We start from the raw sequence: 22,974 nt of genomic DNA on the forward strand, positions 1-22,974 counted from the left end.
CCGAACCACCACTCTCGTTTGGAGACAGCGAAGCCGCGATGAGTTCGGGTTATCCGCGCTCGTCTGCACAACCGGCAACAGTCTCGGCCTGCCTGGCCCTGGGTGCAACGCTAGACTGGCGGGCTGTTTCTGATGGAGGACGCATCGATGCACAGGCAAACACTCAACCCCGACTCGGTATTCGACACCCTGCAGTACGGCTTCAGCCAGGCCGTGATCAGCCAGGGCGGGCGGCGCATCCACCTGTCCGGGCAGATCGGGGTGGACGAGCACGAGCGACTGGTCGGCGATGACCTGGCCAGTCAGACCCAGGCGGCGCTGGACAATGTGCGCAGGATTCTTGAAGCCGCCGGAGGCAACCTGCGGCACGTGCTGATACTGCGCATCTACATCGCCGCCCAGGCGCGAGACCAACAGGCGCATATCGTCGATGCCCTGCGCAGTTTCTTCCCCGAGCAGCCCCCGGCCACCTCCTGGGTCGTAGTCACCGGGCTGTCGGAGCCCGAGTGGCTGATCGAGATCGAGGCAGAGGCACTATTGCCTGACGCCTGATGTCGATCCCCGGCAGCGTGTAAAACCCTATATAATCTGCGGCCTTTTCTCCACGGCCTCAGAAGGATACCCCGTGAGCACGCTGCCACCCTGCCCCGCCTGCAACTCCGAATACACCTACGAAGACGGCACCCAACTGGTGTGCCCGGAATGCGCCCACGAATGGTCGGCCACCGACAACGAGGCGGCGGGCGATGACGCCAAGGTGATCAAGGACTCGGTCGGCAACGTGCTGCAGGACGGCGACACCATCACCGTGATCAAGGACCTCAAGGTCAAGGGCTCCTCGCTGGTGGTCAAGGTCGGCACCAAGGTCAAGGGTATTCGCCTGGTCGACGGCGATCACGATATCGACTGCAAGATCGATGGCATCGGCGCGATGAAGCTGAAATCGGAATTCGTCAGAAAGGTCTGAATCGGTTGCGCCCTGACAATGGGCGCCTACTGCACCGGCAGGAAATTCAGAAATAGCAGGCTGTGGGCGTAATTCACGCCGATACGCCGGTAGCGCTCGTCGAGCACGTCGCTCAAATAATCCAGGCGGGCGACGATCTTGCTGAACTCCACGGCGAAGCTCAGGTTGCGTGCGTCACCGGACAGCTCATTGGAAAGCAGCAACGGATTGCCTTGGGCGTCGCGCCGCGTGGCCAGCAGCCAGGTGGCCTTCTCGATGTTACGCGCTGCGTTGTGCACGAACTGCGCGTCGATGGAATCAGTGAGGTAAAACTGCGTACGCCCGCCGTGGGCGGTGACCACCATGCTGCCGATGGCGTAGATGAAGGCGCCGACCCGGTCGCCCTGGAATTCGGGGCTCAGTGCATAGCTGAGCGCCGCGATGTCCTGCCGGCCAGCCAGCGCTGGCGGCGGCCTACCCTGCTCGATCGCCTGCTGCACCGACTGCGCCGCCGCGTCGCGGCTGGTCAGCCCGGTCTTGCGCCACTCTCGCGGGTTGCGCTGGTAGAGCTTGTCCATCAGACGATAGAGGCTGTTGAGGTTGTTGCGCATGCCAATGGTGGCCAGGCGATCAGAATGGGTCTGGAACAGTTCGCCGGGGCTGGCCGCGGCACTGTTGCTGGTGAAGGCGCCGTTGGCCTGATTGCGTATGCAGCCGCTCAGGCTGGTCACCAGCAGCACCAGCAACACGGCCCGCCAGCAGGCACCACGAAGCGACGGATACCCGGCCGTCAGCCTACGCGAGAGCGCCGTTTTTCGAGTTAGAGAGACGTGCGAGTAATCCATTAACTCACGACCCTTCCTTCTGCAGATGGCATAACACTAGCAACTGAATCGCTTTCATGCCCGTTACAGCGTTAGCAACGTATTGCTGACACCAGCCAACGGCATAGACCCCCGCGCATCCCGTAAAGTTTTCCGGCAGGGGCAAATCAGCCCTACATTGCCCGAGGAAATGCAGTTACAGGTGTGGCAGCAGTCTGGCATTTGCAAACTTTACCCGTTGAGAAAGCTTCTCGATCAGCTTTGAATGCTATGTTCCCAGCCCCTCAGGATTGCGGCATTCGGCTGCGAACCGAACGACCAAGGAGCTCGATCAGGTGAACAAGGCCGCACTGTTTTCACTTCTGGCGTTGGCATTGGCTGGCTGCAGCCATGACGCCCGACAATCTTCCGCCACCCTCAGCGTCAACCAGGCAGGCCAGCAGGTCGAAGTCGCTCGCGATCCCCAGCGAATCGTCAGCTTCGATTACGGCAGCTATGACAGCCTGCTCGCCCTGGGTGCCGGCGAGCGGGTACTGGCCGTACCCGGCAACGTACCGCCTTACCTGGCAGAAAAAGCCGGTCAGACCCAGGACGCCGGAAACATGAAAACGCCGGACATCGACGCCATCGCGGCACTGAAACCGGATCTGATCCTGATCACCGGCCGCCAGGGAGAAAGCCGCCAGGCCTTGCAGGCCCTGGCTCCAACGCTGGACATGGGCATTACCGGCGACGACTACTTCGCCACCATCGCCCACAACGCCAGGTTGCTTGGCCAACTGGTCGGCAAATCCGCTGAGGCGAAACAGGCGCTGAACATTCTGCAGGGCAAGGCTGAAAAGGCTCGCCAACAAGTCTCCACCTCGGGTCAACGCACCCTGGTGCTGACCCACAACGACGGCCGCTTCGCACCGACCGAACAGGCCCTGATCTACTCCCTGCTGCAGGCGCCACGCGCCCTGCCCGCGCCGGCGCCTCAGCCCGCAGGCGCACCTCGCCAACGCCCGCAGCCGCTGGACGCCGATGCCATCGCCGCAGCCCGGCCCGACGTGATCTTCATCATCGACCGCAGCGCGGCCATTGGCGCCACGCCGCTGGATGTCGCCACCCTCGCCAATTCGCCACTGGCGCGTACACCGGCGGCACAGGCCAAACGAGTCGTCTACCTCGATCCTGCGCTTTGGTATCTGTCCGGCGGCGGTCTACAGAGCGTCGATCTGCAGATCGATCAGGTGCTGGCAGCCTATCGCCGATAAAACAACGCCCTCGCAAGAGGGCGTTTTCAGTTCATGGCAGGCCACAGCTCGGGCATTTCAGGCCGCCACCCGCTGCGAGCGCTTCGGCAAGGTGGCCAGCAGCAGCCCGGCGAAGATCATCGCCCCGCCAAACCAATGGAACAGTTGCAGCGCCTCGCCGAGCAGAACCCAACCCAGGATCGCGGTGAACACGGGCATCAAATAATTGCCCATCGCCGCGGTGGAGGCGCCCAGCACCTTCACGCCGTTGTTCCAGCCCAGGTAGGCGACCAGGGAGGCGAACACTGCCGTGTAGGCGATGGCCGAGAGATTGGCCGGCGTGGCCAGCAGCTGCGCGCCAGTGGACAGCTCGTACAGGTACAACGGCAGGATCATCGGCACGCCCAGGAGCATGAAGATGCCCAGCAGGGCCAGCGGCGGAATCGGCGACAGATACGCCGACCAGCGCCTGAGCAGCACGGTATAGAGCGCCCAGTCGAGCACCGCCAGCAGCATGATCAAGTCGCCATGGTTGAACGCCATGCCTGCCAGCGTCTGCCAGTCGCCACGGCAAATCAGCACCAGCAGCCCGGACACCGCCAGCGCCATGCCCCACCAGGCGCGCCGAGCCGGCCAGTCGCCCAGCAGCAGACCGGCGAAGATGAACGTCATCAGCGGGATGCAGGTGTTGACTAGGGTGATGTTGATCGCCGCGGTGGTTTGCGCCGCGCTGTAAAGAAAGGTGTTGTAGCCGGCGATACCGAAAGCGGCGATAACCAGCAGGCGCCAACCGGCATGGCGCAGCGCTGCCCGATGGCGCCAAAGGGGCAACGCTACGAACGGCAACACCAGCACCAGTGCCAGGCTCCAGCGCCAGAACGCCAGAGCGAACGGTGGAATTTCACCGGCGAAGGCACGGGCCACCAGGGCGTTACCCGCCCAGCACAGCACTGCTATCAGTACACCGGCGATCGCCAGCTGACGTGAAGGTTTACCCACACTCATGTCTGCGGCGGGCGCAGGCGATACTGCTCGGGCAATTGATCGGCAGCGCTGACGGTGACGTCGAGATCCTTCCAGCGCCCGTCCTTGAGGCCATAGATGCAGCCGTGGACCGCCAGCGACTGGCCGCGGTGCCAGGCGTTCTGGACGATGCTGGTACGGCTGACGTTGCCCACCTGCTTCATCACGTTCAGCTCGCACAGGCGATCGACACGCGCCTCCTCGTCGGCCAATGCGGCCAGTTGCGCATGCTGCTCGTAATAGAGGTCGCGGATGTTGCGCAGCCAGCCATCGATCAGGCCGAACTGCGCATCGTGCATGGCCGCTCGCACGCCACCGCAGCCATAGTGGCCGGTGACCAGGATGTGTTTGACCTTGAGCACGTCGACCGCGTACTGGATCACCGACAGGCAGTTGAGATCGGTGTGCAGGACCACGTTGGCTACATTACGGTGCACGAACAGCTCGCCAGGCAGCAGGCCGACGATGTCGTTGGCCGGCACGCGGGCATCCGAGCAGCCGATCCACAGGTACTCGGGCGTCTGCTGGCGAGCCAGGCGGGGAAAGAAGTCCGGGTCGTTCTGGGTGATGTTTTCGGCCCAGCGTTCATTGTTGTCGAACAGGTGCTTGAGATCGCTCACGGCGGCGGCTCCCGAGAAGGTCGATGCGCACCATACGGATGCACTGGCCTTTTTGACAAGGCGATTCGCACCCCGAACCCCTCATGAATCAGAGGGTTGAAGGCCGAAACGCTGAATCTTTCAGGGCCCGCGGGCGTCCATTGCCTAGAGCCAATGACCGATCTGGAGTTCGTCATGACTGACAAGACGCCGCCTGCCAGCCGCCAAACGGCCACCGAGCAACCGGCGGAGCCGCCCATTCTGCGCGATGTGGTGGAGCCGTTGGTGCCGCGCAAACCGGGCCAGGACGCTGCGCACAAAACCGCGCGGCCGACCGATGAGCCGAAACAAGCGGATGAACCGGAAGGCGATGAACAGTCTCAGGAGTTTCTCGACAAATACGACCTGAGCCAGGTCGAGGAAGAGCGCCGCGAACGGCGCTGGGCGCGCCGCTAACTCACTCCACCAGCGTGCAGGCCATCACCAGCGCGTCTTCACGGCCGCCCGGCGCAGGGTAGTAATCGCGCCTGCGGCCGATCTCGTTGAAACCATACCGCTCGTACAGGCGATAGGCCGCCTGATTGCTCGAGCGCACTTCCAGAAAGCACTCGCCGGCCTTGAGTTCGGCGGCGCGGGCCATCAGATGTTCGAGCAGACGCAAGCCCAGGCCGCGGCCCTGGCTCTCCGGCTTTACGGTGATGTTGAGCAGGTGTGCCTCATCGATGATCACGTTGATCACGCCATGGCCGACCTGCTGGCTGCCTTCGAACATCAGCCAGACTTCGTAGGATTTCAGGCTGTCGAGAAAGATGCCGCGCGTCCATGGATGGCTGAACGCGGCGTATTCGATCTTCAGTACCGCATCGATATCCGCCTCGGTGGCCCGGCGGAAGGTGATTGCGTCACTCATGCCGAGGCCTCCAGCCAGCGCCGACGAACTCGCTGCATGGCATGCCAGAGTTCCCGCTTGCGCTGCGGTTCGTCCATCAGCAACTCCAAGCCCGGCAGTGCCCAGGCGGCGCCCAGCTCCTCGACCTGCAACTCGCGGTTATAGGCCTCGGCATCGGCGTCACCGGCGAAACGAATGGCCGGCAGACCGATCAGCCACAGGCAGGCGCAGGGCTCCTGCTCTTCCAGGCGCGCGCCGATGAAGCTCTGCACGAAATCCAGCGCGGCCTGCGGGCCTTGGTCCATGTTGCCGCGCAACAGCAGTGGCCAGCGCACCGGCTCGCCGATGATCTGCGGGGCATCCGGCAAGCCGGCGGCACGCAGCAGGTCTTTGAGCAGCAAGTAAGCCGGGTCGCGGCTCTGGAACGGCTCGCCGGTGGGCAGCTCGACCAGCAGCGCGCAGCTGCCGGCACGCAGCAATTGCAGGGCGAAACGCGGCGGTGGCGCTGGCCGTTCGCGCGGTGTCGGCGCGGCACTGGCTTCTTCGGCGGCAGGCTCGCTGGCCTTGCTCGCGGTACCGGGCTTGGGCACTTCGATGCGCGGTCGCTCACGCGCCACCACCTCGCTGACCACTGGCGCCACGGCCTGTGCAGGCTCCTTCGCGCGCACCGATGGCGGCGCTACGACTTCCGGTTCCGGCTCGAAGGCGACCAGCAGCTCGGGTCGCGATGGCGCCGCGAATGGCAGTTCGACGCGCGGCAGCCAACTGGCCACTTGCATGGCATCCAGATAGGCGCGGCGGCGCAGCTCGGTGTTCAAACGTCAGGTACCCGGCACATCGATTTTCGAAGGCGCTGATTGTCGCGTGAATCGCCTGCTACGGGTAGCCCCAAACGTCAGCCGTAGCTACAGGCCAATGGCTTCGGCCTGCTGCTTGAGCAGGCTGACGAAGGCCTGGGCCGGCGGGCTCAGGTAGCAGGGTTTGCGTTGCAGCACGCCAATGCCACGAGCCGGCGCCATCGGCAACGAATGCACGGACAGGCTGCCATCGCCGTTGAAGGTGTCCGCCACGCTGGCCGGCAGCAACGCATAACCCAGCCCCGCCCGCGCCAGCGCAGCGGCGCTGCTCATGTAGGCGACCTCGAATGCCGGCTCGCGCAGCAAGCCCATGCGCGCCAGGGTCTCATCGGCCATGGTGCGCAGGCTGGTGTCACGGGTGGTGGCCACGTAATCGAGCGACTGCAGCGCCGACAGCAGCTTCTTGTCGCGCGAGCGGCTCAGGCCGCGCACCAGCAGCACCAGGCTGTCGTCGTAGAGCGGCTGGAAATCCAGCACGCCCGGCTCATCGGTTACCGAAGTGATGGCGAAGTCCACCTCGGCGTTGCTGACCCACTGACGGATCTCTCCGGCGCGGCCATCGCGCAGGCTGATCTCGATGCCCGGATAACGCTGTCGGTAGTCGACCAGCACCCGCGGCAATGGCTCGATGGCCACAGACGGCAGCACGCCGATTCGCAGCGAACCACTTTGCAGGTGCAACTGCTCATGGGCATCGTGCACCGCGTGGTGCATGTCGCGCAGCAGCCGCCGGGCCTGCTCGAGAAAGCGCACGCCGGCTTCGGTCAGCTCCACGCTACGGGTGTTGCGCGCCAACAGCGAGAGCCCCAGCGCTTCTTCCAGCTTGCGCAGGCTGTAGCTCAGCGCCGGCTGGGACAGATGGATCTGCTCGGCCGCGCGGCTGAAGCTGCGCTGCTCGGCAATGAGGACGAAGGCCTGAAGCTGGCGAAAGCTGATATCCATGAGTGAGCACTTTTATAAAATTGTTTTATCAATTGATATCACATTTCGAATTCACAACTAAATCCAGGCACGGCACGCTGACCTGAGGGGCGGTTGACGTTTCACGCACAGCCACGCTGGAGCTCGTTTCGTCGCGAGGCAAGGCGCGAGCCGCGATGTTTAGCGTGCTAAATGAGTCGGCGAGAAACGCAGCATCGCGACAAACGAGCCCGGCCCTGCGGGTTGCGTGGGAAATCTCGCCATGCGTCGTCGGAGGACTTGAAAAAGGAACGCCATTCCGTGCGTCCTCCGCCTCACCTGGCGAGATTTCTCGCGGCAACGTGGCTCGTGCTGAAACGTCAACAGACCCTTAACCTCGACCTGGATCATAACGATGACAACAGTCCATATCGGTTGCGGGGCAGGCTTCGCCAATGACCGGCCCGATGCCGCCCTGGCACTGGCAAGCGACCTGGCCACACGCGACGGCCGCCGCTTCCTGTTCTTCGAACTGCTCGCCGAACGCACCCTGGCCGAAGCGCAACTGCGCCGCCTGGCCGACCCCGACAGCGGCTACGCCACGCGCCTGTTCGACTTCCTCGAACCGGTGCTGGAGATCTGCCTGAATGCCGGCATCCCGATCATCACCAATGGCGGCGCGGCCAATCCCGGCGCCGCGGCTCTGCGCTTGCGCCAGCAACTGCAGGGCGGTCGTTACGCCGCGGCGCGTATCGCCTGCGTAGTGGGTGACGACTTGCTCGAGGTGCGCGGCAGCCTGCAAGGCTGGCTGCCCGACGCGCTTGACGGCGAGGTAGTGTCGGTCAACGTCTACACCGGCGACGATGGCATCGTGCAGGCGCTGGATGAAGGCGCCGATATCGTGCTTTGCGGCCGCGTCGCTGACCCAAGCCTGGCGGTCGGCCCCTTGCGCCATGCCTTCGGCTGGCAGGCCGAGGACTGGGATCGCATCGCCCTGGCCACCGCAGTGGGCCACCTGCTCGAATGTTGTACCCAAGTCAGCGGCGGCTACTTTGCCCACCCGGGCCTCAAGGATGTGCCGGATCTGGCCAATGTCGGCTGCCCGATCGCCAGCATCGAATCCACCGGCCGCGTGACCATCGGCAAGGCCGCTGGCACCGGTGGCTGCGTCACCGAGCGCACGGTCAAGGAGCAGCTGCTCTACGAAGTCCACGACCCGGCTGCCTACCTGACGCCGGACGTGACTCTGGACCTGAGCCAGGCTCGCGTTCGCCAGGTAGGCCCCGATCTGGTGGCCGTCGAGGGCGTGCGCGGCCATCCACGCCCCGCCGAGCTCAAGGGTCTGGTCGGCCTGCGCGGCAACTGGTTCGCCGAGGCAGAAATTTCCTATGCAGGCCCCGGCGCCCTGGCCCGCGCCGCACTCGCCCGTGACGTGCTGCTACAGCGCTGCGCGCGCCTGGCGCCGCACCTGACGCCGTGGATCGATCTGATCGGCGTCGCCAGCCTGTTCAACGATGCACGCGGCGAGTGGCTGCAACAGCGCCTTGCCAGCACGCCGGATGCGCAGGACGTACGCCTGCGCATCAGCTTCGTCGACCGTGACAAGGCGCTGTTGGAAAACCTGCTGCTCGACGCCGAGTCGCTCTACACCAATGGCCCGGCGGGTGGCGGTGGTGTGCGCCGACACCTCGCCGAATCCCTCGGTACGGCGAGTTTCCTGATCCCCCGCACCGCGGTGCAGCAACAGGTGGAGTGGTTCTGATGAGCGACGTTCTGCTGTGCGACTACGCCCACGCCCGCGCCGGCGACAAGGGCAACATTCTCAGCGTGGCGGTGTTCGCCTACGAGCCGGCGCACTATGCCTGGCTGGCCCGCGAGCTGACCGCCGAGCGCGTGGCGGCCTGCCTGGCCCACCGCCGCATCGGCACGGTGCGGCGCTACGAGCTGCCGAACCTGGGCGGCCTCAACTTCGTGGTGGAAAACGCCCTGGAAGGCGGTGTGAATGCCAGCCCCGGCATCGACCGCCACGGCAAGAGCCTCAGCTACGCGCTGCTCGACCTGAGGCTGCCCGCACCCGCTTGAACTCGATCACGCCAGCCCTGCGACTCCAGACAATAATAAAACCGGAGAGATCGTCATGATCACCGCCCTCGGCTTCACCCTGATGTTCGCCATCGTCATCCTGATACTGATGCGCCGCATCACCCCACTGGTGGCTTTCGTCACCCTGCCGGTCGTCGCCTGCCTGCTGGCCGGCTTCGCCCCAGCGGAAATCGGCAAATTCATCACCGAAGGCCTGAAGACCGTGGCGCCGACCGCCACGTTGTTCATCTTCGCCATTCTCTACTTCGGCATCATGCGTGACCGCGGGTTATTCGACCCGCTGGTGCGCTTCCTACTCAAAAGCACCAAGGGCCGCCCGCTCGCCGTGGCCATCGTCACCGTGGCAGTGACCGCGGTCACCCATCTGGACGGCATCGGTGCCGCGACCTTTCTGCTGGTCATACCCGCCCTGTTGCCGCTGTACCTGCGCCTGGGCATGAGCCGACAGATGCTGCTGTGCCTGGTGGTGCTCAGCGCCGGAGTGATGAACATGGTGCCCTGGGGCGGTACCACCACGCGCGCCGCTGCGGTGTCCGGGCTGGATGCCTCACAGTTGTGGATTTCACTGATCCCGATTCAGGGTATCGGCCTGGTGCTGGTCATGGCCCTGGCAGTGTTTCTCGGCCTGCGCGCGCAACGCAGCTTTGCAGCGGCCGGCGGGGTAATCACCGACAACGAGGTAAGCGAAGGACCTCAGGTCGACACCTCGCAGATGCTGCCCCCGGATAACTGGCGTTACTGGGCCAACCTGGCGCTGACCGCCGGCATCCTGGCCTGCCTGTTCACCGGTGCCTTCCCGCTGTTCGCCTGCTTCATGGTCGGCCTGGGCATCGCCCTGCTGCTCAACTATCCAAGCCTGGACGACCAGAACAAGGCCCTGCGCGCCCACGCCACGGATGCCATGCAGATGGCCCTGGTGATGCTCGCCGCGGGCATTCTGCTCGGCGTGCTGGCCGGCGCGGGGATGTCCGACGGTATGGCGCACTGGATGATCAACGTGCTGCCCGAGGGCTCGGCCAACTGGATTCACGTGATCATCGGTGCTTTCGGGGTGCCGCTGGGCATGCTGTTCTCGCCGGACGCCTACTACTTCGCCCTTCTGCCGGTAATCCGCGATGTGGCGGTAGCCGCCGGTGTCGATCCGGCGTCGGTCGCCAATGCCATGCTGATCGGCGAGAACACCGGCTTCGGCGTCAGCCCGGTAGTGCCCAGCGTGTACCTGGCCATCGGCCTGGCCGGCGTCGAGCTGTACAAGCACATCCGCTACACCGTGCTATGGGCCTGGGGTATTAGCCTGATCATGCTGGCCTCGGCGGTGCTGCTGGGCGTGGTGACGGTCTGACCGCACAGGCGGCCTGAAACGAAAAAGGATCGCCGAGGCGATCCTTTTTCTTGACGACGCTCATCCACGAGCTTGCGAGCTAGAGCCTTGCAAGGCGAACCCAGGCGAAAAGCGGTCGGAGTCGCGGGCTCATGTACTGCAGTACATGAGCACTTCGACCGGGCTGGCGTACCAGCCTGGGTTCAACGCAGCAGGGCCGACGCGCAGCTGCTCGCTGTCATCAAACAACCTGATCCCACGGGCGATCACCATGCTCGTCCTTGATGCGCGTGGGCAGCCCCATCACGTCGAGGAGCTTGAGGAACGGCTCGGCCGGCAGTTCTTCGACGTTGACCATACGTGCTGCATCCCACTCGCCACGGGCCACCAGCAGTGCAGCGGCTACCGGCGGTACGCCGGCGGTGTAGGAGATGCCCTGGCTGTCGGTCTCGGCGAAGGCTTCTTCGTGGTCGGCCACGTTGTAGATGAACACTTCGCGGGCCTTGCCATCCTTGGTGCCCTTGACCAGGTCACCGATGCAGGTCTTGCCGGTATAGCCCGGCGCCAGCGAGGACGGATCCGGCAGCACGGCCTTGACCACTTTCAGCGGCACGACTTCCAGCCCTTCGGCGGTTCTTACCGGCTGCTCGCTGAGCAGGCCGAGGTTGTTCAGCACGGTGAATACGTTGATGTAGTGCTCGCCGAAGCTCATCCAGAAACGCACGTTGGGCACGTCCAGGTTCTTGGACAGCGAATGCACTTCATCGTGGCCGGTCAGGTACAGGTTCTGGGAACCTACAACCGGCAGGTCATCGGTACGCTTGACCTCGAACATGCTGTTGGTCGTCCACTGGGCGTTCTGCCAGCTGTAGACGGTACCGGTGAACTCGCGGAAATTGATTTCCGGATCGAAATTGGTCGCGAAATACTTGCCGTGGCTGCCGGCATTGACGTCGAGGATGTCGATCGACTCGATCTTGTCGAAATGCTGTTGCTGGGCCAGGGCCGCATAGGCGTTGACTACACCCGGGTCGAAACCGACGCCGAGAATGGCCGTGATGTTCTTCTGCTGGCATTCCTCGAGGTGTTTCCACTCGTAGTTGCCATACCAGGGCGGGGTTTCGCAGATCTTGCCCGGTTCTTCGTGAATGGCGGTGTCCAGATAGGCCACGCCGGTATCGATGCAGGCACGCAGCACCGACATGTTGAGGAAGGCGGAACCGACGTTGATGACGATCTGCGATTCGGTCTCGCGGATCAGCGCCTTGGTCGCCTCGATATCCAGTGCATTGAGCGAGAAGGCCTGGATGTCGGCGGGTACCTTGAGGCTACCCTTGGCCTTTACGCTGTCGATGATGGCCTGGCATTTGGAGATGTTCCGTGACGCGATGGCAATACGACCGAGTTCGTCGTTGTGCTGCGCGCACTTGTGGGCCACCACCTTGGCGACACCTCCTGCACCAATGATAAGGACGTTCTTCTTCAATTGTTTCACCTCCAGGGTACTGCGCTCGTTGAGAAAGGTGCTGCGGTATTACGACAGGCTCGACAGGTAATCGTCGAAGCCGAATTCACGAACCACCTCGACGCTGCCATCGAGTTGCTTGACCACGATGGCGGGCATCTTCAGGCCGTTGAACCAGTTTTTCTTGACCATGGTGTAACCAGCCGCGTCGACGAACGACAGGCGGTCGCCGATCTGCAGCGGTTTCTCGAACTGGTATTCGCCGAAGATATCGCCGGCCAGACAGGATTTGCCGCACACCATGTAGGTGTGCTCACCCTCGCTGGGCGCCAGCTTGGCATTGAGACGGTAGATCAGCAGGTCGAGCATGTGCGCTTCGATGGAGCTGTCCACCACTGCCAAATGCTTGCCGTTGTAGAGGGTGTCGAGCACGGTGACTTCCAGCGAAGCGCTGCCAGTGATGGCCGCTTCGCCCGGCTCCAGGTAGACCTGCACACCGTACTTCTCGGAAAAGGCTTTCAGGCGCGCGCAGAAGGCATCCAGCGCATAGCCTTCACCGGTGAAGTGAATGCCGCCACCGAGGCTGACCCACTCGACCTTGTGCAGCAGGTGGCCGAAGCGCTCTTCGATGTGGCTCAACATTTTGTCGAACAGGCCGAAGTCGCCGTTCTCGCAGTTGTTGTGGAACATGAAGCCGGAAATCTGATCGATCACCGCTTCGATCTTTTCCGGGTCCCACTCGCCCAGGCGGCTGAACGGGCGCGCCGGGTCGGCCAGCAGGTAATCGGAGCTGCTGACCTGCGGGTTGACGCGCAAGCCGCGCACCTTGCCTTCGGACTGTTCGGCAAAACGCTCGAGCTGGCCGATGGAGTTGAAGATGATCTTGTCGCAGTTGGCCAGCATCTCCTCGATCTCGTCATCGGCCCAGGCCACGCTGTAGGCGTGGGTTTCGCCTTCGAACTTCTGGCGGCCGAGCTTGAGCTCGTACAGCGAGCTGGAGGTGGTGCCGTCCATGTACTGCTGCATCAGGTCGAAGACCGACCAGGTGGCAAAACACTTGAGGGCCAGCAGCGCCTTGGCACCGGAGTGTTCGCGCACGTAGGCGATCTTCTCCATGTTGCCAATCAGCTTCTGTTTGTCGATGAGGTAGTACGGCGTTTTGATCATTGCGCAGTCCGTAATAAAGGTCGGCCAACAGGAGCCCGCCAGCCTCCTGAAAAAAGCGGACGCGAATTGTGCCGACAACGGCCACAGATCGAAAGGCCGTTGAGCATATTTTGTCCATATCGGGGTATTTCGACGCGTTGCCTGGCCCGACTGCCGCCGAGCATGCCCGCCTGGCGTGACCGGTACATGACAATGTGTCGCTGCCCTTAAAGGTTAGGCTCCGTTTCCCGTACAATCGGCGTTTTTTCGCAAGCGAGCGACCGTCCCGCGATGATCGACCCCAAACGCGTATTGCGCGCCCTCGCCGAGCACTGGGCCCTGCTCGAACCGCTCGGTGAACGCTTCGATGCCGGCACCCTGAGCCTGGTGGAGCTGCGCAACCAGTTGACCGCCCAGTTGCCGCCGCAAAGCACGGCGGTGGATGTCACCGCCCTGCTCGATCAGTGGATCCGCCTGGATATCCTGGTGCCGGTGGCCAAGAGCCCCAACCGCTTCGAGCTCAACGCGCAGATCCATGACTTCCTGTCGTACCTGCGCCGTGAGCACCGCCTGGGCCTGTGCCTGGAGATCGAAGCCTACCTGCGCCACCTCGAACGCCTGGCAGGCTACATCCAGGACGCCTTCGAAGTGCGCGACGGCAACGACCTGGCCCGCCAGCTGCGCCTGCTCGACATGCGCGTGCGCGATGTGTTGAAGAAGCTGGGCAACGACGAGCAGGCGTTGATCGGCGTGGCCGAGCGGGCCAAGACCAGCGACCGGCAGATTCCCCTGCGCCAGCGTTACGCCGAAGTGCTGGCCACCTGGGACGAGTACGTCGAGCCGATGATCCAGCTGGTCGCCGCCGACGGCGCCTTCGAGCAAGGCGTGCGCCGCGTCGAGCAGGTGCTGCTCAAGCTGCTCGGCGAACAGCAGCGCCTCGGCCAACTGGTCGACGACGACTTGCTGCTGCGCACCCACGCACGCATTCTGGAAATGCAGACCAGCGCCCAGCTGACCCTGCGCAAGGCCCGCGAACTGCTGCTGCCGCTGCGCGAGGAAGCGCGCCGGCACAACGCCGTGACCCGTGGTGCGGCGCTGGCCCTGTCGGTAATCCGCAAGAAAGGCATCGACGCCGTGCCGCAGGCCGCCATGCCGCTGTTCACCCGACCGCAGAGCAACTTCCTGGGCAGCGCCTCCCAGGTCGAGGCTTACGTCTATGCCCTGGCGCGCTTCGAGGCCAAGCCCAACCACTTCCCGAAAGCCACCGGCAAGCGCAAGGGTGACAACCCGCGTGCGCCGAAAACCGCCCGGGAAATGATCGACCGCTGCGAGCAGTCGCTGCCACTGCCGGATCTGATGACCTGGCTGCTGGAGCAGGAGCCCGAAGGCGCCACAGATGAGCTGCTGTACTGGTTCTCGCGCCTGTCGCGCGAAGGCCGCTTCCAGCGTGACCGCCTGGAGCGCCAGACCTACCTGACCCGCGAGCATGAGATCAGCATCAGCTCCTATGCCCTGGTGGGTCGTCCCAGTGCCTGATTTTTACGTAGGGTGGACCGGGGCGCGCAGCCAACGCCGTCTTTTGTCCAACTTATTGATTGCCATGCGGTGGACGGATAAAGCGTCGTCCACCCTACGACTGCCCGTGAGCATGACGCATGAACATTGATTTGAAAGAAATGACCCAGCTCGCGGCCGCGTTCCGCGACCTGTTCAAGGGTTACCACATCTCGCGTAGCGAGCCCGAGTGCTACGCCCAGCTGTCCAGCATGCAGGATCAGTATCGCGCGCTGTTTCGCGCCCTGGGCTTCGAGCTGGTCTGCGACCCGCGCGGCTTCTACTACTTCGTGCCCGAGCAGGCCGCGCCGCAGGTCAACAAGACCGCCCAGCGTCTGGCGCTGTTCACCTTCATCCTGGTCGAGCATTTGGCCGACCAGGGCCGCGATCCACTCTCCGTGCTCGACGGCGGCACCATCGGCCGCGACGAGCTGCCGGCACTGCTCGACAAGTACCGCGACCTGTTCCTGCAGGCCGAAGTCACTACCCATGAAGAGCTCGAAGACAAAGTCATCCGCCGCCTGACCCAGCTTGGCTTCGCCGAAGACAGCAACGGCGTGTACCGTTTCCTGCCGCCGATGCACCGCTTCCTCGACGTATGCCTGGCGGTGCAGCACGACCGCGACCTGGCCGCCAGCCTGCACAGCACCGACTTGCCGCTGCCGGCACCGGTGCTGATAGACGACGACAGTGGTGACCCGATCATCACCCTCGACGACGCTGCAGAAGAATCCGAAGAAGACGCCATGTCTCGCGCCATGGCCGAAGAGCGCGCCGCACAGGAGCAAGACGCATGACCCAGGAACGCTACGGCATCCGCCGCTTCGCCCTGCTCAACACCGCCGGCTACAGCCTCGGCCTGTTCCCGCTGGAGAACCCGCTGTCGGTGTACGGCGCCAACAACCTCGGCAAGTCGGCGTCGATCAACGCGCTGCAGTTCCCGATCCTGGCGCGGATGTCGGACATGAGCTTCGGCAAGTACAGCCTGGAGCAGTCGCGCAAGTTCTACTTCGCCACCGACACCAGCTACATCCTCGTCGAAGTCGCCCTGCCCCAAGGCCCCCATGTGATCGGCGTGGCCGGTCGTGGCCCAGGCGGCGGTTTCGGCCACCAGTTCTTCGCCTACCAGGGCGAGCTGGATCTGGATCACTACCAGCACAACGGCACCTGCCTGCGCCAACGCGAGCTGTTCAAGAACCTCGGCCAGGCCGGCATCACCGCCTACGAACTCAAGCCCGACGAACTGCGTCGCCTGCTGGTCGGCGGCCACACCAGCATCCCGCTGGACCTGACCCTGATCCCGCTGCGCTCGACCAGCGAGCAGAGCCTGAAGACCTTCCGCGCCCTGTTCATCAACCTCCTGCATATGCGCGAGATCACCGCAGCGAAGCTCAAGCAGTTGTTCCTCGATGCCTTCGAGCACAGCCTGCGTTCGGGCAGCGTCGATTACATCGCCGCCACCGAGGAAGCCTTCCGCGACGTGCGCCGCATGGAGCAGGACTACCAGGCCCTGGTCACTGCCGGCCCCTTGATCGAAGCCCTGGCATCCGGCGTCACCCAGCGCGAACAACTGCGCGGCAAGCTGCATCGCCTCTCGCCGCTGCTCGACAATCTGCTGGGCACCTGGCACGACTACGCCGATGCCCGCAAGGAAGAACTGGTCATCCAGGCCGAGCACTACCGCAACGAGCAAGACAGCCTGCAGAACGATCAGCGCGGCGGCACCCAGGAACTGATGCGCATGGAGCGCGAGATCAGCGAGATCCAGCGCTGGCTGGGCGAGCTGGCGGTACTGAAGAACCGCTTTGCCTTGGTCGACGACGTCAAGGTCCTGGAAGCCCAGTTGTTGGCCGCCAAGGACGCCCACGACGAACTGGCCGGCGCCCTGGCGCAGTCCCGTCAGTTCTCCAGCGAAGACCTGGACGAGCGCCTGCGCGACCTGGAAAAACGCCTCAAGTCGGTCAAGCAGCAGCTCGACCACGCCGACAACAACAGCTACTCGCGCCTGCGCGAAGAGTTCTCCCAGGCCGATGTCGATCGCCTGATGCGTCTGTTCAACGGTCAGCTGTTCAGCCTGCCGCTAGGCGAGAAAGGCATCCAGCTCGACGAGGGCGACCTATGGGTGAAATCCCTGGAAGCCATCCTCGACGGCTTCAAGGGCGAGCGCTTCCAGGTGCCCGGCCTGGATATCGACCTGTCCCATATCGAGCCGCCGGCCCTGCAGGCCCTGGCCGACCGCGCTGCCCTGCGCGACCAGAAGGATCGTCTCGACCGCGAGTTCAAGCAGCTCAAGACCCAGCAATCGGTCGCCGCCGACCGCGCCGCCAGCAAGGCCCAGGCCGAGCAGCTTTACCAGGCGGTACTCGATGCCCAGAAGGCCCTGGAAGACTTCCGCAAGAGCCAGACCCTGACCGCCGAGGAGCCGCAAAAGCTGGAGAAACTCGCCCAGCTGGAAGGCGCCCAAGACGAGCTCAAGCGCGCCAGTGACGCCTTCACCGAACGCGTCCAGCAGTTGTCCGCCAAGTTGCAACTGGTCGGTAGGCAGATCGCCGACCTGGAGGCCAAGGAACGCACGCTGGAAGATGCCTTGCGCCGTCGCCAGCTGCTACCCGCCGACCTGCCATTCGGCACGCCGTACATGGAGCCGGTCGACGACTCTCTGGACAACCTGTTGCCGCTGCTCAACGACTATCAGGATACCTGGCAGGGCCTGCAGCGCGTCGATGGACAGATCGAGGCGCTGTACGCCCAGGTGCGCCTCAAGGGCGTCGCCAAGTTCGACAGCGAAGACGACATGGAGCGTCGCCTGCAACTGCTGGTCAACGCCTACGCGCACCGTCAGGACGAAGCCCTGACGCTCGCCAAGGCACGCCGCGCAGCGGTCACCGACATTGCCCGTACCCTGCGCAACATCCGCAGCGACTACGACAACCTCGAACACCAGTTGGCGCTGTTCAACCGCGAGATCAACAAGCGTCAGGTCTCCAACCTCTCGAGCTTCCGCATCGTGCTGGCACCGAACAAGGAAGCCCTGCGGCATATCGACCAGATCATCCACAGCGCCGGCCAGTACGAGGAAGGCGAAACCCTGTCGGTGTTCGACCTGACCCAGAATGTCGAGCAGGACGCCAAGAACGAAGAAGCCAAGGACTACCTGTCGCGCCTGGTCGCCGCCAACGGCAACCAGTTGGGCCTCAAGGATCTGTTCGAGCTGGCCTTCGAGATCACCAAGGTGCACGGCCAGCCGGTTATCCATACCGACATCGATGGCGCCGCCTCCAACGGCACCACGATGACCATCAAGGCGCTGACCAACATGTATCTGCTGCTGCACCTGATGGACCGCGACCTGGCCGGCCGAGTACGCCTGCCCTACTACCTCGACGAGGCGGCGGACATCGACGAGCGCAACCAGCAGGCACTGATCGAAACCAGCCTGCAGCTCGGCTTCGTACCGATCCTCGCCTCGGTGAAACCCCAGGTCTCGGCCACCGTGGCCATCGACCTGGAAGGCGGCAGCGGCCCGAACGGCATCTACATCGACGAAGCGGACTGGAAGTACATCAAACGCCGCGAGCAGGCTGCAACGCCTGCCAGCAGTGAACAGGACGCGGCCGAACTGGCGTAATCCTGTCCCTGTAATGCAAAAGGCCCGCGGAGTACGCGGGCCTTTTCGTTTCACTGCATTGGAAAGCTTATGAGCTAGCGCCCGGTTGTCTTCATCACTTGGGCAAGGCGATTTTCGGCGCCCACTGTAGCCACTCCGGCTGCGCCTCGTCGAACAGCGCAAAGGTCTGCCCGGGTCGTGCCGCGCTACCCGTCGGATCAGGCGTGGCGAAAGCCACGCCGCCAGCGACCAGGGTCTCCACCGACTCGGTCCGCACTTGCACGCCCTTGAACAAACCGAAATCGACACCGAACCCGGAACTGTTCCAGAAGCGGCTGCCCGTATGCACCAACCCCGCGTAGCGAGGCTCGATCAGGATGTGGATCAGCACGCGGTCGGCGGTGGCGCCCAGCTCGTACCCCGTGACCTTGCCGACCTGTATTTCACGGTAGGTCACGGGTGAATCGGCTTTCAACGAGCCACGCCGTGGAGCACTGAGCACCAGGCGCAAACCCGGCTCTTCGACCACCTGCTCGGGCGCCTGCTTGAGCGCCACGAAATCGGTCTGTCGACCGCTGCCCTGGTTCGACGGCTGCACTTCGATGTACTGCCCGCCAATCAGGGTATCCAGGTTGGAGGCGCCGGTCAGGCCGATCTCGGGCTTGACCACCCAGAAGCGCGAACCGGGGCGCAGCACCTGCTGCGCGGCCGTGGTGATGCGGCCATGCAGCATCACCGCCTGCAGGTCGCCAGTCAGCTCGACCCGCTCGATCTTGCCGATCTGCAGGCCCTTGTACCGAATCTCGGTGCCAGGCGAGAGCCCGTCACCGCGCTCCACCCGAATGCTCAGCGCATCACCGCTCTTCAATGAGGCTTCGCGATCGGCATAGAGGTCGAAACGCAGTACACGCTTGGCATCGGCGGGCGCCTTCAGGTCATCGGTCTCGAAGGCGATGCCGCCGGACATCAGGGTTTGCAGCGACTCGCTCTTGACTTCGATGCCGGACAACCCGCCCTTGAGGGTAATACCGCTGACGTTCCAGAAGCGCGTGGTGCGATTCACCAACCCGGCATACTCGGGTTCGATATGCACGCCCAACACCACCTGTTTGTTGTCGCGGGCGAGCTGGAAGCTCTGCACCGAGCCGACCTTCATCTGCCGATAGAGAATCGGGCTGCCGACATCCACCGAGCCAAGCGTGTCGCTGAACAGCACCAGGTGCAGACCTTCGGCGCCGAGATCCAGCGGTGGCGCCTTGGTGCGGGCGACGAAATCGCGACGCGGTGGCCCGCCCAGCTCACCCGGGCGAATGGCGATGTAGTTACCCTTGACCAACGCCTCCAGCCCGGTGATGCCAGCCAGGGAAATCGACGGCTTGACCACCCAGAACTGGCTGCCTTCAACCAGATAGTCTTCGGCCAGCGGATCCATGGCCAGTTCGGCGGTGGCGCTCTTGAGATCCGGATCGACCTTGAGGTTCTTCAACAGACCGGCCTGAATGCCCTTGTACATGACCGGTGTGCGCCCGGCCTGCAGACCCTCGAAATCGGTGAGCTTGACCATCGCCTTGATGCCGGCCTGGGCGGCGTCGAAGTCTTCATAGAGGCGGAACGGTTTACTGGGATCGGTCGGCGGGCTGTCCTTGCGGTGCTCTGGCGTTGCGAAAGCGATACCGCCGGCCACGATGCTGGCCAGGGACTCGCTACGCACTTTCACCCCCGAGAAATCGGCGTCGACACTGATGCCGCTAGCGTTCCAGAAACGTGTGTGTTTACGCACCAGATGAGCGTAGGCGGGCTCGATGAATACCTTCACTTCCACCGAAGTCTGATCATCGGCGAGCTTGTAGTCCTTCACACGCCCCACCTGGATCTGCTTGAAGAACACCGGGCTGTCACGATTCAGCGAACCCAATCGATCGGCCTTGAGGGTCAGGTGCAACCCGGGCTGCTCATCGGACAACGGTGGCGCCTGGGCCAGGGCCTGAAAGTCGTAGGCCGGCTCGCCGGCGCCGGGGCTGAAAGCGATGTAGTTACCGGAAACCAGCGTCTCCAGCCCCGTGATGCCGGCCAGGCTAACGCTGGGTTTGACCAACCAGAAACGAGTGCCCGTCCGCAGCTGATGCTCGATGTCCTTGTTCATCTCCAGCGTAGCGATGACGCCGCGCTGCTTGTCGCTCTTGTCCAGGGTCAGGCTGGTGACCTTGCCGACCGACATGCCCTTGAAGACCACTTCGGTCTTGCCAGCCTCGATACCTTCACCGCTGGCGAAGACCACCTGGATCTCGATGCCGGCTTCGCTGTAGGCACGCCATGCCAGCCAGCCGCCAATCAGCAGCGCAATCAGAGGCAATACCCATATAGCAGACCAGTTGGAGGCCGGACGCGTCCTGGCGGTGGGCAGATCATTCATGGTCGTCATCCGATTCCGTGTTATCCCAAATCAACCGTGGGTCGAAGGTCAGTGCTGCCAGCATGGTCAGGATCACCACGCTGGCGAAAGCCACCGCTCCCACACCCGGTTCGACGCTGGCCAGACTGCCGAACCGCACCACCGCCACGAGAATGGCGATGACGAAGATATCCAGCATGGACCAGCGCCCGATCCATTCGATGAAGCGGTACATCAAAATGCGCTGCCGGGCCGACATCGGCTGATGCCGCTGCACCGAATACAGCAAAAGACCGATGCCGACCAGCTTGAAGGTCGGCACCAGAATGCTGGCGACGAACACCACGATGGCGATCGGCAGCATGCCGTTGTCGACCAGCGTGATGACGCCAGACATGATGGTATCGGGCGCGCCCTTGCCGAATGAATTGACCGTCATGATCGGCAGCACGTTCGCGGGAATATAAAGAATCGCCGCTGTGATGAGCAGCGCCCAGGTACGCACCAGGCTGTTGGGACGACGCTCGTATATACGCCCGCCGCAACGCGAGCAGAACTGCCGCTTCAGCTCGGGCTGATGAGGATTGAGCTGATGACATTCATGGCAGATGATCAGGCCCGCATCAATGGCGCGCATGGGTGTCCTCCCCGGCCAGCGCTTCCCAGATCTGGTGGGGCGACATGGTCACCTCAAGCCAGACCTGCACAAGTAGTAGCGCAATGAAGCAGAACAGCCCAAAGCCGATGGACAGCTCGGCGATATCCGCCAGCTTGACGATGGAAACCAGAATGCCGATCAGGTAAACCTCAAGCATGCCCCATTCGCGCATATGGTGGTAAATGCGGTAGAGCAGCAGCCCGAAGCCACGCCCCACCTTGAGGCAGATGCTCAGCAGCACCAACAGTTGGCATAGCAATTTGAGCAGCGGTACTGCCATGCTGCAGAGGAACACCACCACGGCGATGCTCTGCATGCCTGCGTCGTAAAGCCCCAGGACGCCGCTCCATACCGTGTCATGGGAGCTCTGCCCGAGCATGGTCATCTGCATGATTGGCTGGAAGTTGGCGGGGATGTACAGAAGCAGTGCAGCCAGCACCAATGCCAGGCTACGACGTATTACCTGAGGACGATGGCTATAGAGTTCGTAGCCACAACGCGGGCACTCGACGCGCTCGCCATCGGCTATCTCCGGCCGACGCATCAGCAGATCGCATTCGTGGCAGGCGACCAGCTCCGTCAGAGGTACTTCAGCTAATGACTGTTGAGCGGCCGACTCGGGCATGGGTGGAGTTCTCGAAAATACCGACCATTCTAAATGAGACCCTGAAAGCAACCCACAGTTATACCGATTATCTGGGCGACAAACATTACCCGAGTATTACGTCGCCCAAATCAGCGCTGTTCCAACATGGCCACTTCTTCCGTCGTACCGCGTATAAGCAGCACATAGTCGAGCGCCCCCATTTCCTCTGTGCAGCTCTCTGGGTTACGCCTTCGGCTAACCCAGGCTACGAGAGCGCTATACGCACCGTAAGCTGGAAGACGTTTCCCCCGTCCACCACGAAATTACTTCCGTAGCCTGCGCTTGAGCGAAGCGATGCCCAGGTCGGCGTGCTGCATGTGCATGCCCCGCCTGCTCGGCGCCGCCGAGCATTGGGCCGTTGATTTTCGCGGCCCGAAAAGACGAAACCCCAGACCTCTGTCGAGATCTGGGGTTTCTTATAGAAGCTTGACGATGATCTGGCCGGCACTCCGGGACTCTCACAGCCACACCATCATTCGAGCCAAAAAGAGAAAGCCCTGATCAGTTACCTGATCAGGGCTTTCGGGTAGAAGCTTGACGATGACCTACTCTCACATGGAGAAGCTCCACACTACCATCGGCGATGCGTCGTTTCACTACTGAGTTCGGGATGGGATCAGGTGGTTCCAACGCTCTATGGTCGTCAAGCAAACTGGTTGCTGCCTCGGGGTTTAGCCGCTGCAGCGAATTGGGTATGTGATGTCGGTTGGTATTACGTGTTCTCGCAAATTTTCGGCATTACTGTCGACTTCAACCGTCTAACAGCCAAATTGTTTGGGTGTTATATGGTCAAGCCTCACGGGCAATTA

21 protein-coding genes and 1 rRNA gene are annotated in these 22,974 nt (G+C 63.1%); 10 read left to right on the forward strand and 12 right to left on the reverse strand.

Features of this window, described 5'->3' with window-relative positions; all coding sequences use genetic code 11:
* The first annotated feature begins 147 nt into the window (after positions 1-147).
* Together BVH01_RS20825 and BVH01_RS20830 are read left to right on the forward strand one after the other, a co-directional pair.
* Positions 148-552 carry a RidA family protein gene (locus BVH01_RS20825; RefSeq protein ID WP_075932161.1) on the forward strand — a complete coding sequence of 135 codons (405 nt, stop codon included), beginning with the start codon at positions 148-150 and terminating at the stop codon, positions 550-552.
* 73 nt (positions 553-625) lie between these two features.
* Positions 626-967, forward strand: a complete 342-nt coding sequence (locus tag BVH01_RS20830; protein ID WP_075932162.1) for a zinc ribbon domain-containing protein YjdM — start codon at positions 626-628, stop codon at positions 965-967.
* Positions 968-993: 26 nt separating this feature from the next.
* Here BVH01_RS20830 and BVH01_RS20835 read toward each other — a convergent pair whose 3' ends face one another.
* Positions 994-1,791, reverse strand: a complete 798-nt coding sequence (locus BVH01_RS20835; RefSeq protein ID WP_083659515.1) for a hypothetical protein — start codon at positions 1,789-1,791, stop codon at positions 994-996.
* A 314-nt stretch (positions 1,792-2,105) separates the two neighbouring features.
* Here BVH01_RS20835 and BVH01_RS20840 point away from each other — a divergent pair, with 314 nt between their 5' ends.
* Positions 2,106-3,026, forward strand: a complete 921-nt coding sequence (locus BVH01_RS20840) for an ABC transporter substrate-binding protein (protein ID WP_168177305.1) — start codon at positions 2,106-2,108, stop codon at positions 3,024-3,026.
* A 57-nt stretch (positions 3,027-3,083) separates the two neighbouring features.
* Here BVH01_RS20840 and BVH01_RS20845 read toward each other — a convergent pair whose 3' ends face one another.
* Positions 3,084-4,004 carry a DMT family transporter gene (locus tag BVH01_RS20845; RefSeq protein ID WP_256562817.1) on the reverse strand — a complete coding sequence of 307 codons (921 nt, stop codon included), beginning with the start codon at positions 4,002-4,004 and terminating at the stop codon, positions 3,084-3,086.
* Positions 4,005-4,006: 2 nt separating this feature from the next.
* Positions 4,007-4,648 (reverse strand): carbonate dehydratase, encoded by a 642-nt coding sequence (gene can / locus BVH01_RS20850; protein WP_075932165.1) that lies wholly within the window; start codon positions 4,646-4,648, stop codon positions 4,007-4,009.
* A 153-nt stretch (positions 4,649-4,801) separates the two neighbouring features.
* On the opposite strand from can, the gene BVH01_RS20855 reads away from it, so the two are divergent.
* The gene (locus BVH01_RS20855) at positions 4,802-5,083 is read left to right on the forward strand and encodes a hypothetical protein (protein ID WP_075932166.1); all 282 of its coding nucleotides are present in this window, start codon (positions 4,802-4,804) and stop codon (positions 5,081-5,083) included.
* Between the two features lies 1 nt (position 5,084).
* On the opposite strand, the gene rimI is transcribed toward BVH01_RS20855, so the two are convergent.
* From rimI to BVH01_RS20870, 3 genes are all read right to left on the reverse strand, one after another.
* A complete protein-coding gene (gene rimI / locus BVH01_RS20860; protein ID WP_075932167.1) occupies positions 5,085-5,537 on the reverse strand; it encodes a ribosomal protein S18-alanine N-acetyltransferase in 453 nt (150 codons plus the stop codon).
* Positions 5,534-6,334: an energy transducer TonB gene (locus tag BVH01_RS20865; RefSeq protein WP_139317886.1), complete on the reverse strand. Its 801-nt coding sequence runs from the start codon at positions 6,332-6,334 to the stop codon at positions 5,534-5,536. Before BVH01_RS20865 ends, rimI begins: the two co-directional genes overlap by 4 nt.
* An 87-nt stretch (positions 6,335-6,421) precedes the next feature.
* Positions 6,422-7,315: a LysR family transcriptional regulator gene (locus BVH01_RS20870; protein ID WP_075932168.1), complete on the reverse strand. Its 894-nt coding sequence runs from the start codon at positions 7,313-7,315 to the stop codon at positions 6,422-6,424.
* 373 nt (positions 7,316-7,688) lie between these two features.
* On the opposite strand from BVH01_RS20870, the gene BVH01_RS20875 reads away from it, so the two are divergent.
* The 3 genes from BVH01_RS20875 to BVH01_RS20885 are packed head-to-tail and all read left to right on the forward strand — an operon-like array spanning position 7,689 to position 10,718.
* On the forward strand, positions 7,689-9,035 hold the full coding sequence (locus tag BVH01_RS20875) for an acyclic terpene utilization AtuA family protein (protein WP_075932169.1): 1,347 nt from the start codon (positions 7,689-7,691) through the stop codon (positions 9,033-9,035).
* A complete protein-coding gene (locus BVH01_RS20880; protein ID WP_075932170.1) occupies positions 9,035-9,355 on the forward strand; it encodes a hypothetical protein in 321 nt (106 codons plus the stop codon). The genes BVH01_RS20875 and BVH01_RS20880 overlap by 1 nt, the downstream gene beginning before the upstream one ends.
* 55 nt (positions 9,356-9,410) lie before the next feature.
* The gene (locus tag BVH01_RS20885; RefSeq protein ID WP_075932171.1) at positions 9,411-10,718 is read left to right on the forward strand and encodes a CitMHS family transporter; all 1,308 of its coding nucleotides are present in this window, start codon (positions 9,411-9,413) and stop codon (positions 10,716-10,718) included.
* A 220-nt stretch (positions 10,719-10,938) separates the two neighbouring features.
* Here BVH01_RS20885 and BVH01_RS20890 read toward each other — a convergent pair whose 3' ends face one another.
* Both BVH01_RS20890 and nspC read right to left on the reverse strand, forming a co-directional pair.
* Positions 10,939-12,183 (reverse strand): saccharopine dehydrogenase family protein, encoded by a 1,245-nt coding sequence (locus tag BVH01_RS20890; RefSeq protein WP_075932172.1) that lies wholly within the window; start codon positions 12,181-12,183, stop codon positions 10,939-10,941.
* 48 nt (positions 12,184-12,231) lie between these two features.
* A complete protein-coding gene (nspC, locus tag BVH01_RS20895) occupies positions 12,232-13,329 on the reverse strand; it encodes a carboxynorspermidine decarboxylase (RefSeq protein WP_075932173.1) in 1,098 nt (365 codons plus the stop codon).
* 270 nt (positions 13,330-13,599) lie between these two features.
* Between nspC and mksB the strand changes: the two genes are divergently transcribed.
* The 3 genes from mksB to mksF all read left to right on the forward strand — a co-directional run bounded on the left by mksB (position 13,600) and on the right by mksF (position 18,490).
* The gene (gene mksB, locus BVH01_RS20900) at positions 13,600-14,844 is read left to right on the forward strand and encodes an Mks condensin complex protein MksB (protein ID WP_027909042.1); all 1,245 of its coding nucleotides are present in this window, start codon (positions 13,600-13,602) and stop codon (positions 14,842-14,844) included.
* Between the two features lie 119 nt (positions 14,845-14,963).
* Positions 14,964-15,659, forward strand: a complete 696-nt coding sequence (mksE, locus tag BVH01_RS20905; protein ID WP_075932174.1) for an Mks condensin complex protein MksE — start codon at positions 14,964-14,966, stop codon at positions 15,657-15,659.
* The gene (gene mksF / locus BVH01_RS20910) at positions 15,656-18,490 is read left to right on the forward strand and encodes an Mks condensin complex protein MksF (RefSeq protein ID WP_075932175.1); all 2,835 of its coding nucleotides are present in this window, start codon (positions 15,656-15,658) and stop codon (positions 18,488-18,490) included. Before mksE ends, mksF begins: the two co-directional genes overlap by 4 nt.
* Positions 18,491-18,584: 94 nt before the next feature.
* Here mksF and BVH01_RS20915 read toward each other — a convergent pair whose 3' ends face one another.
* The 4 genes from BVH01_RS20915 to rrf all read right to left on the reverse strand — a co-directional run bounded on the left by BVH01_RS20915 (position 18,585) and on the right by rrf (position 22,813).
* A complete protein-coding gene (locus BVH01_RS20915) occupies positions 18,585-20,882 on the reverse strand; it encodes a PqiB family protein (RefSeq protein WP_075932176.1) in 2,298 nt (765 codons plus the stop codon).
* Complete coding sequence (locus BVH01_RS20920; RefSeq protein ID WP_075932177.1) at positions 20,875-21,498, reverse strand: paraquat-inducible protein A; 624 nt, start codon at positions 21,496-21,498, stop codon at positions 20,875-20,877. Before BVH01_RS20920 ends, BVH01_RS20915 begins: the two co-directional genes overlap by 8 nt.
* Positions 21,485-22,144: a paraquat-inducible protein A gene (locus tag BVH01_RS20925; RefSeq protein WP_075932178.1), complete on the reverse strand. Its 660-nt coding sequence runs from the start codon at positions 22,142-22,144 to the stop codon at positions 21,485-21,487. Before BVH01_RS20925 ends, BVH01_RS20920 begins: the two co-directional genes overlap by 14 nt.
* Positions 22,145-22,697: 553 nt before the next feature.
* Positions 22,698-22,813 (reverse strand): 5S ribosomal RNA (rrf, locus tag BVH01_RS20930).
* Positions 22,814-22,974 lie beyond the last annotated feature (161 nt).

The sequence above is a fragment of the Pseudomonas sp. PA1(2017) genome (assembly GCF_001945375.1).
Taxonomy (GTDB): Bacteria; Pseudomonadota; Gammaproteobacteria; order Pseudomonadales; family Pseudomonadaceae; genus Aquipseudomonas.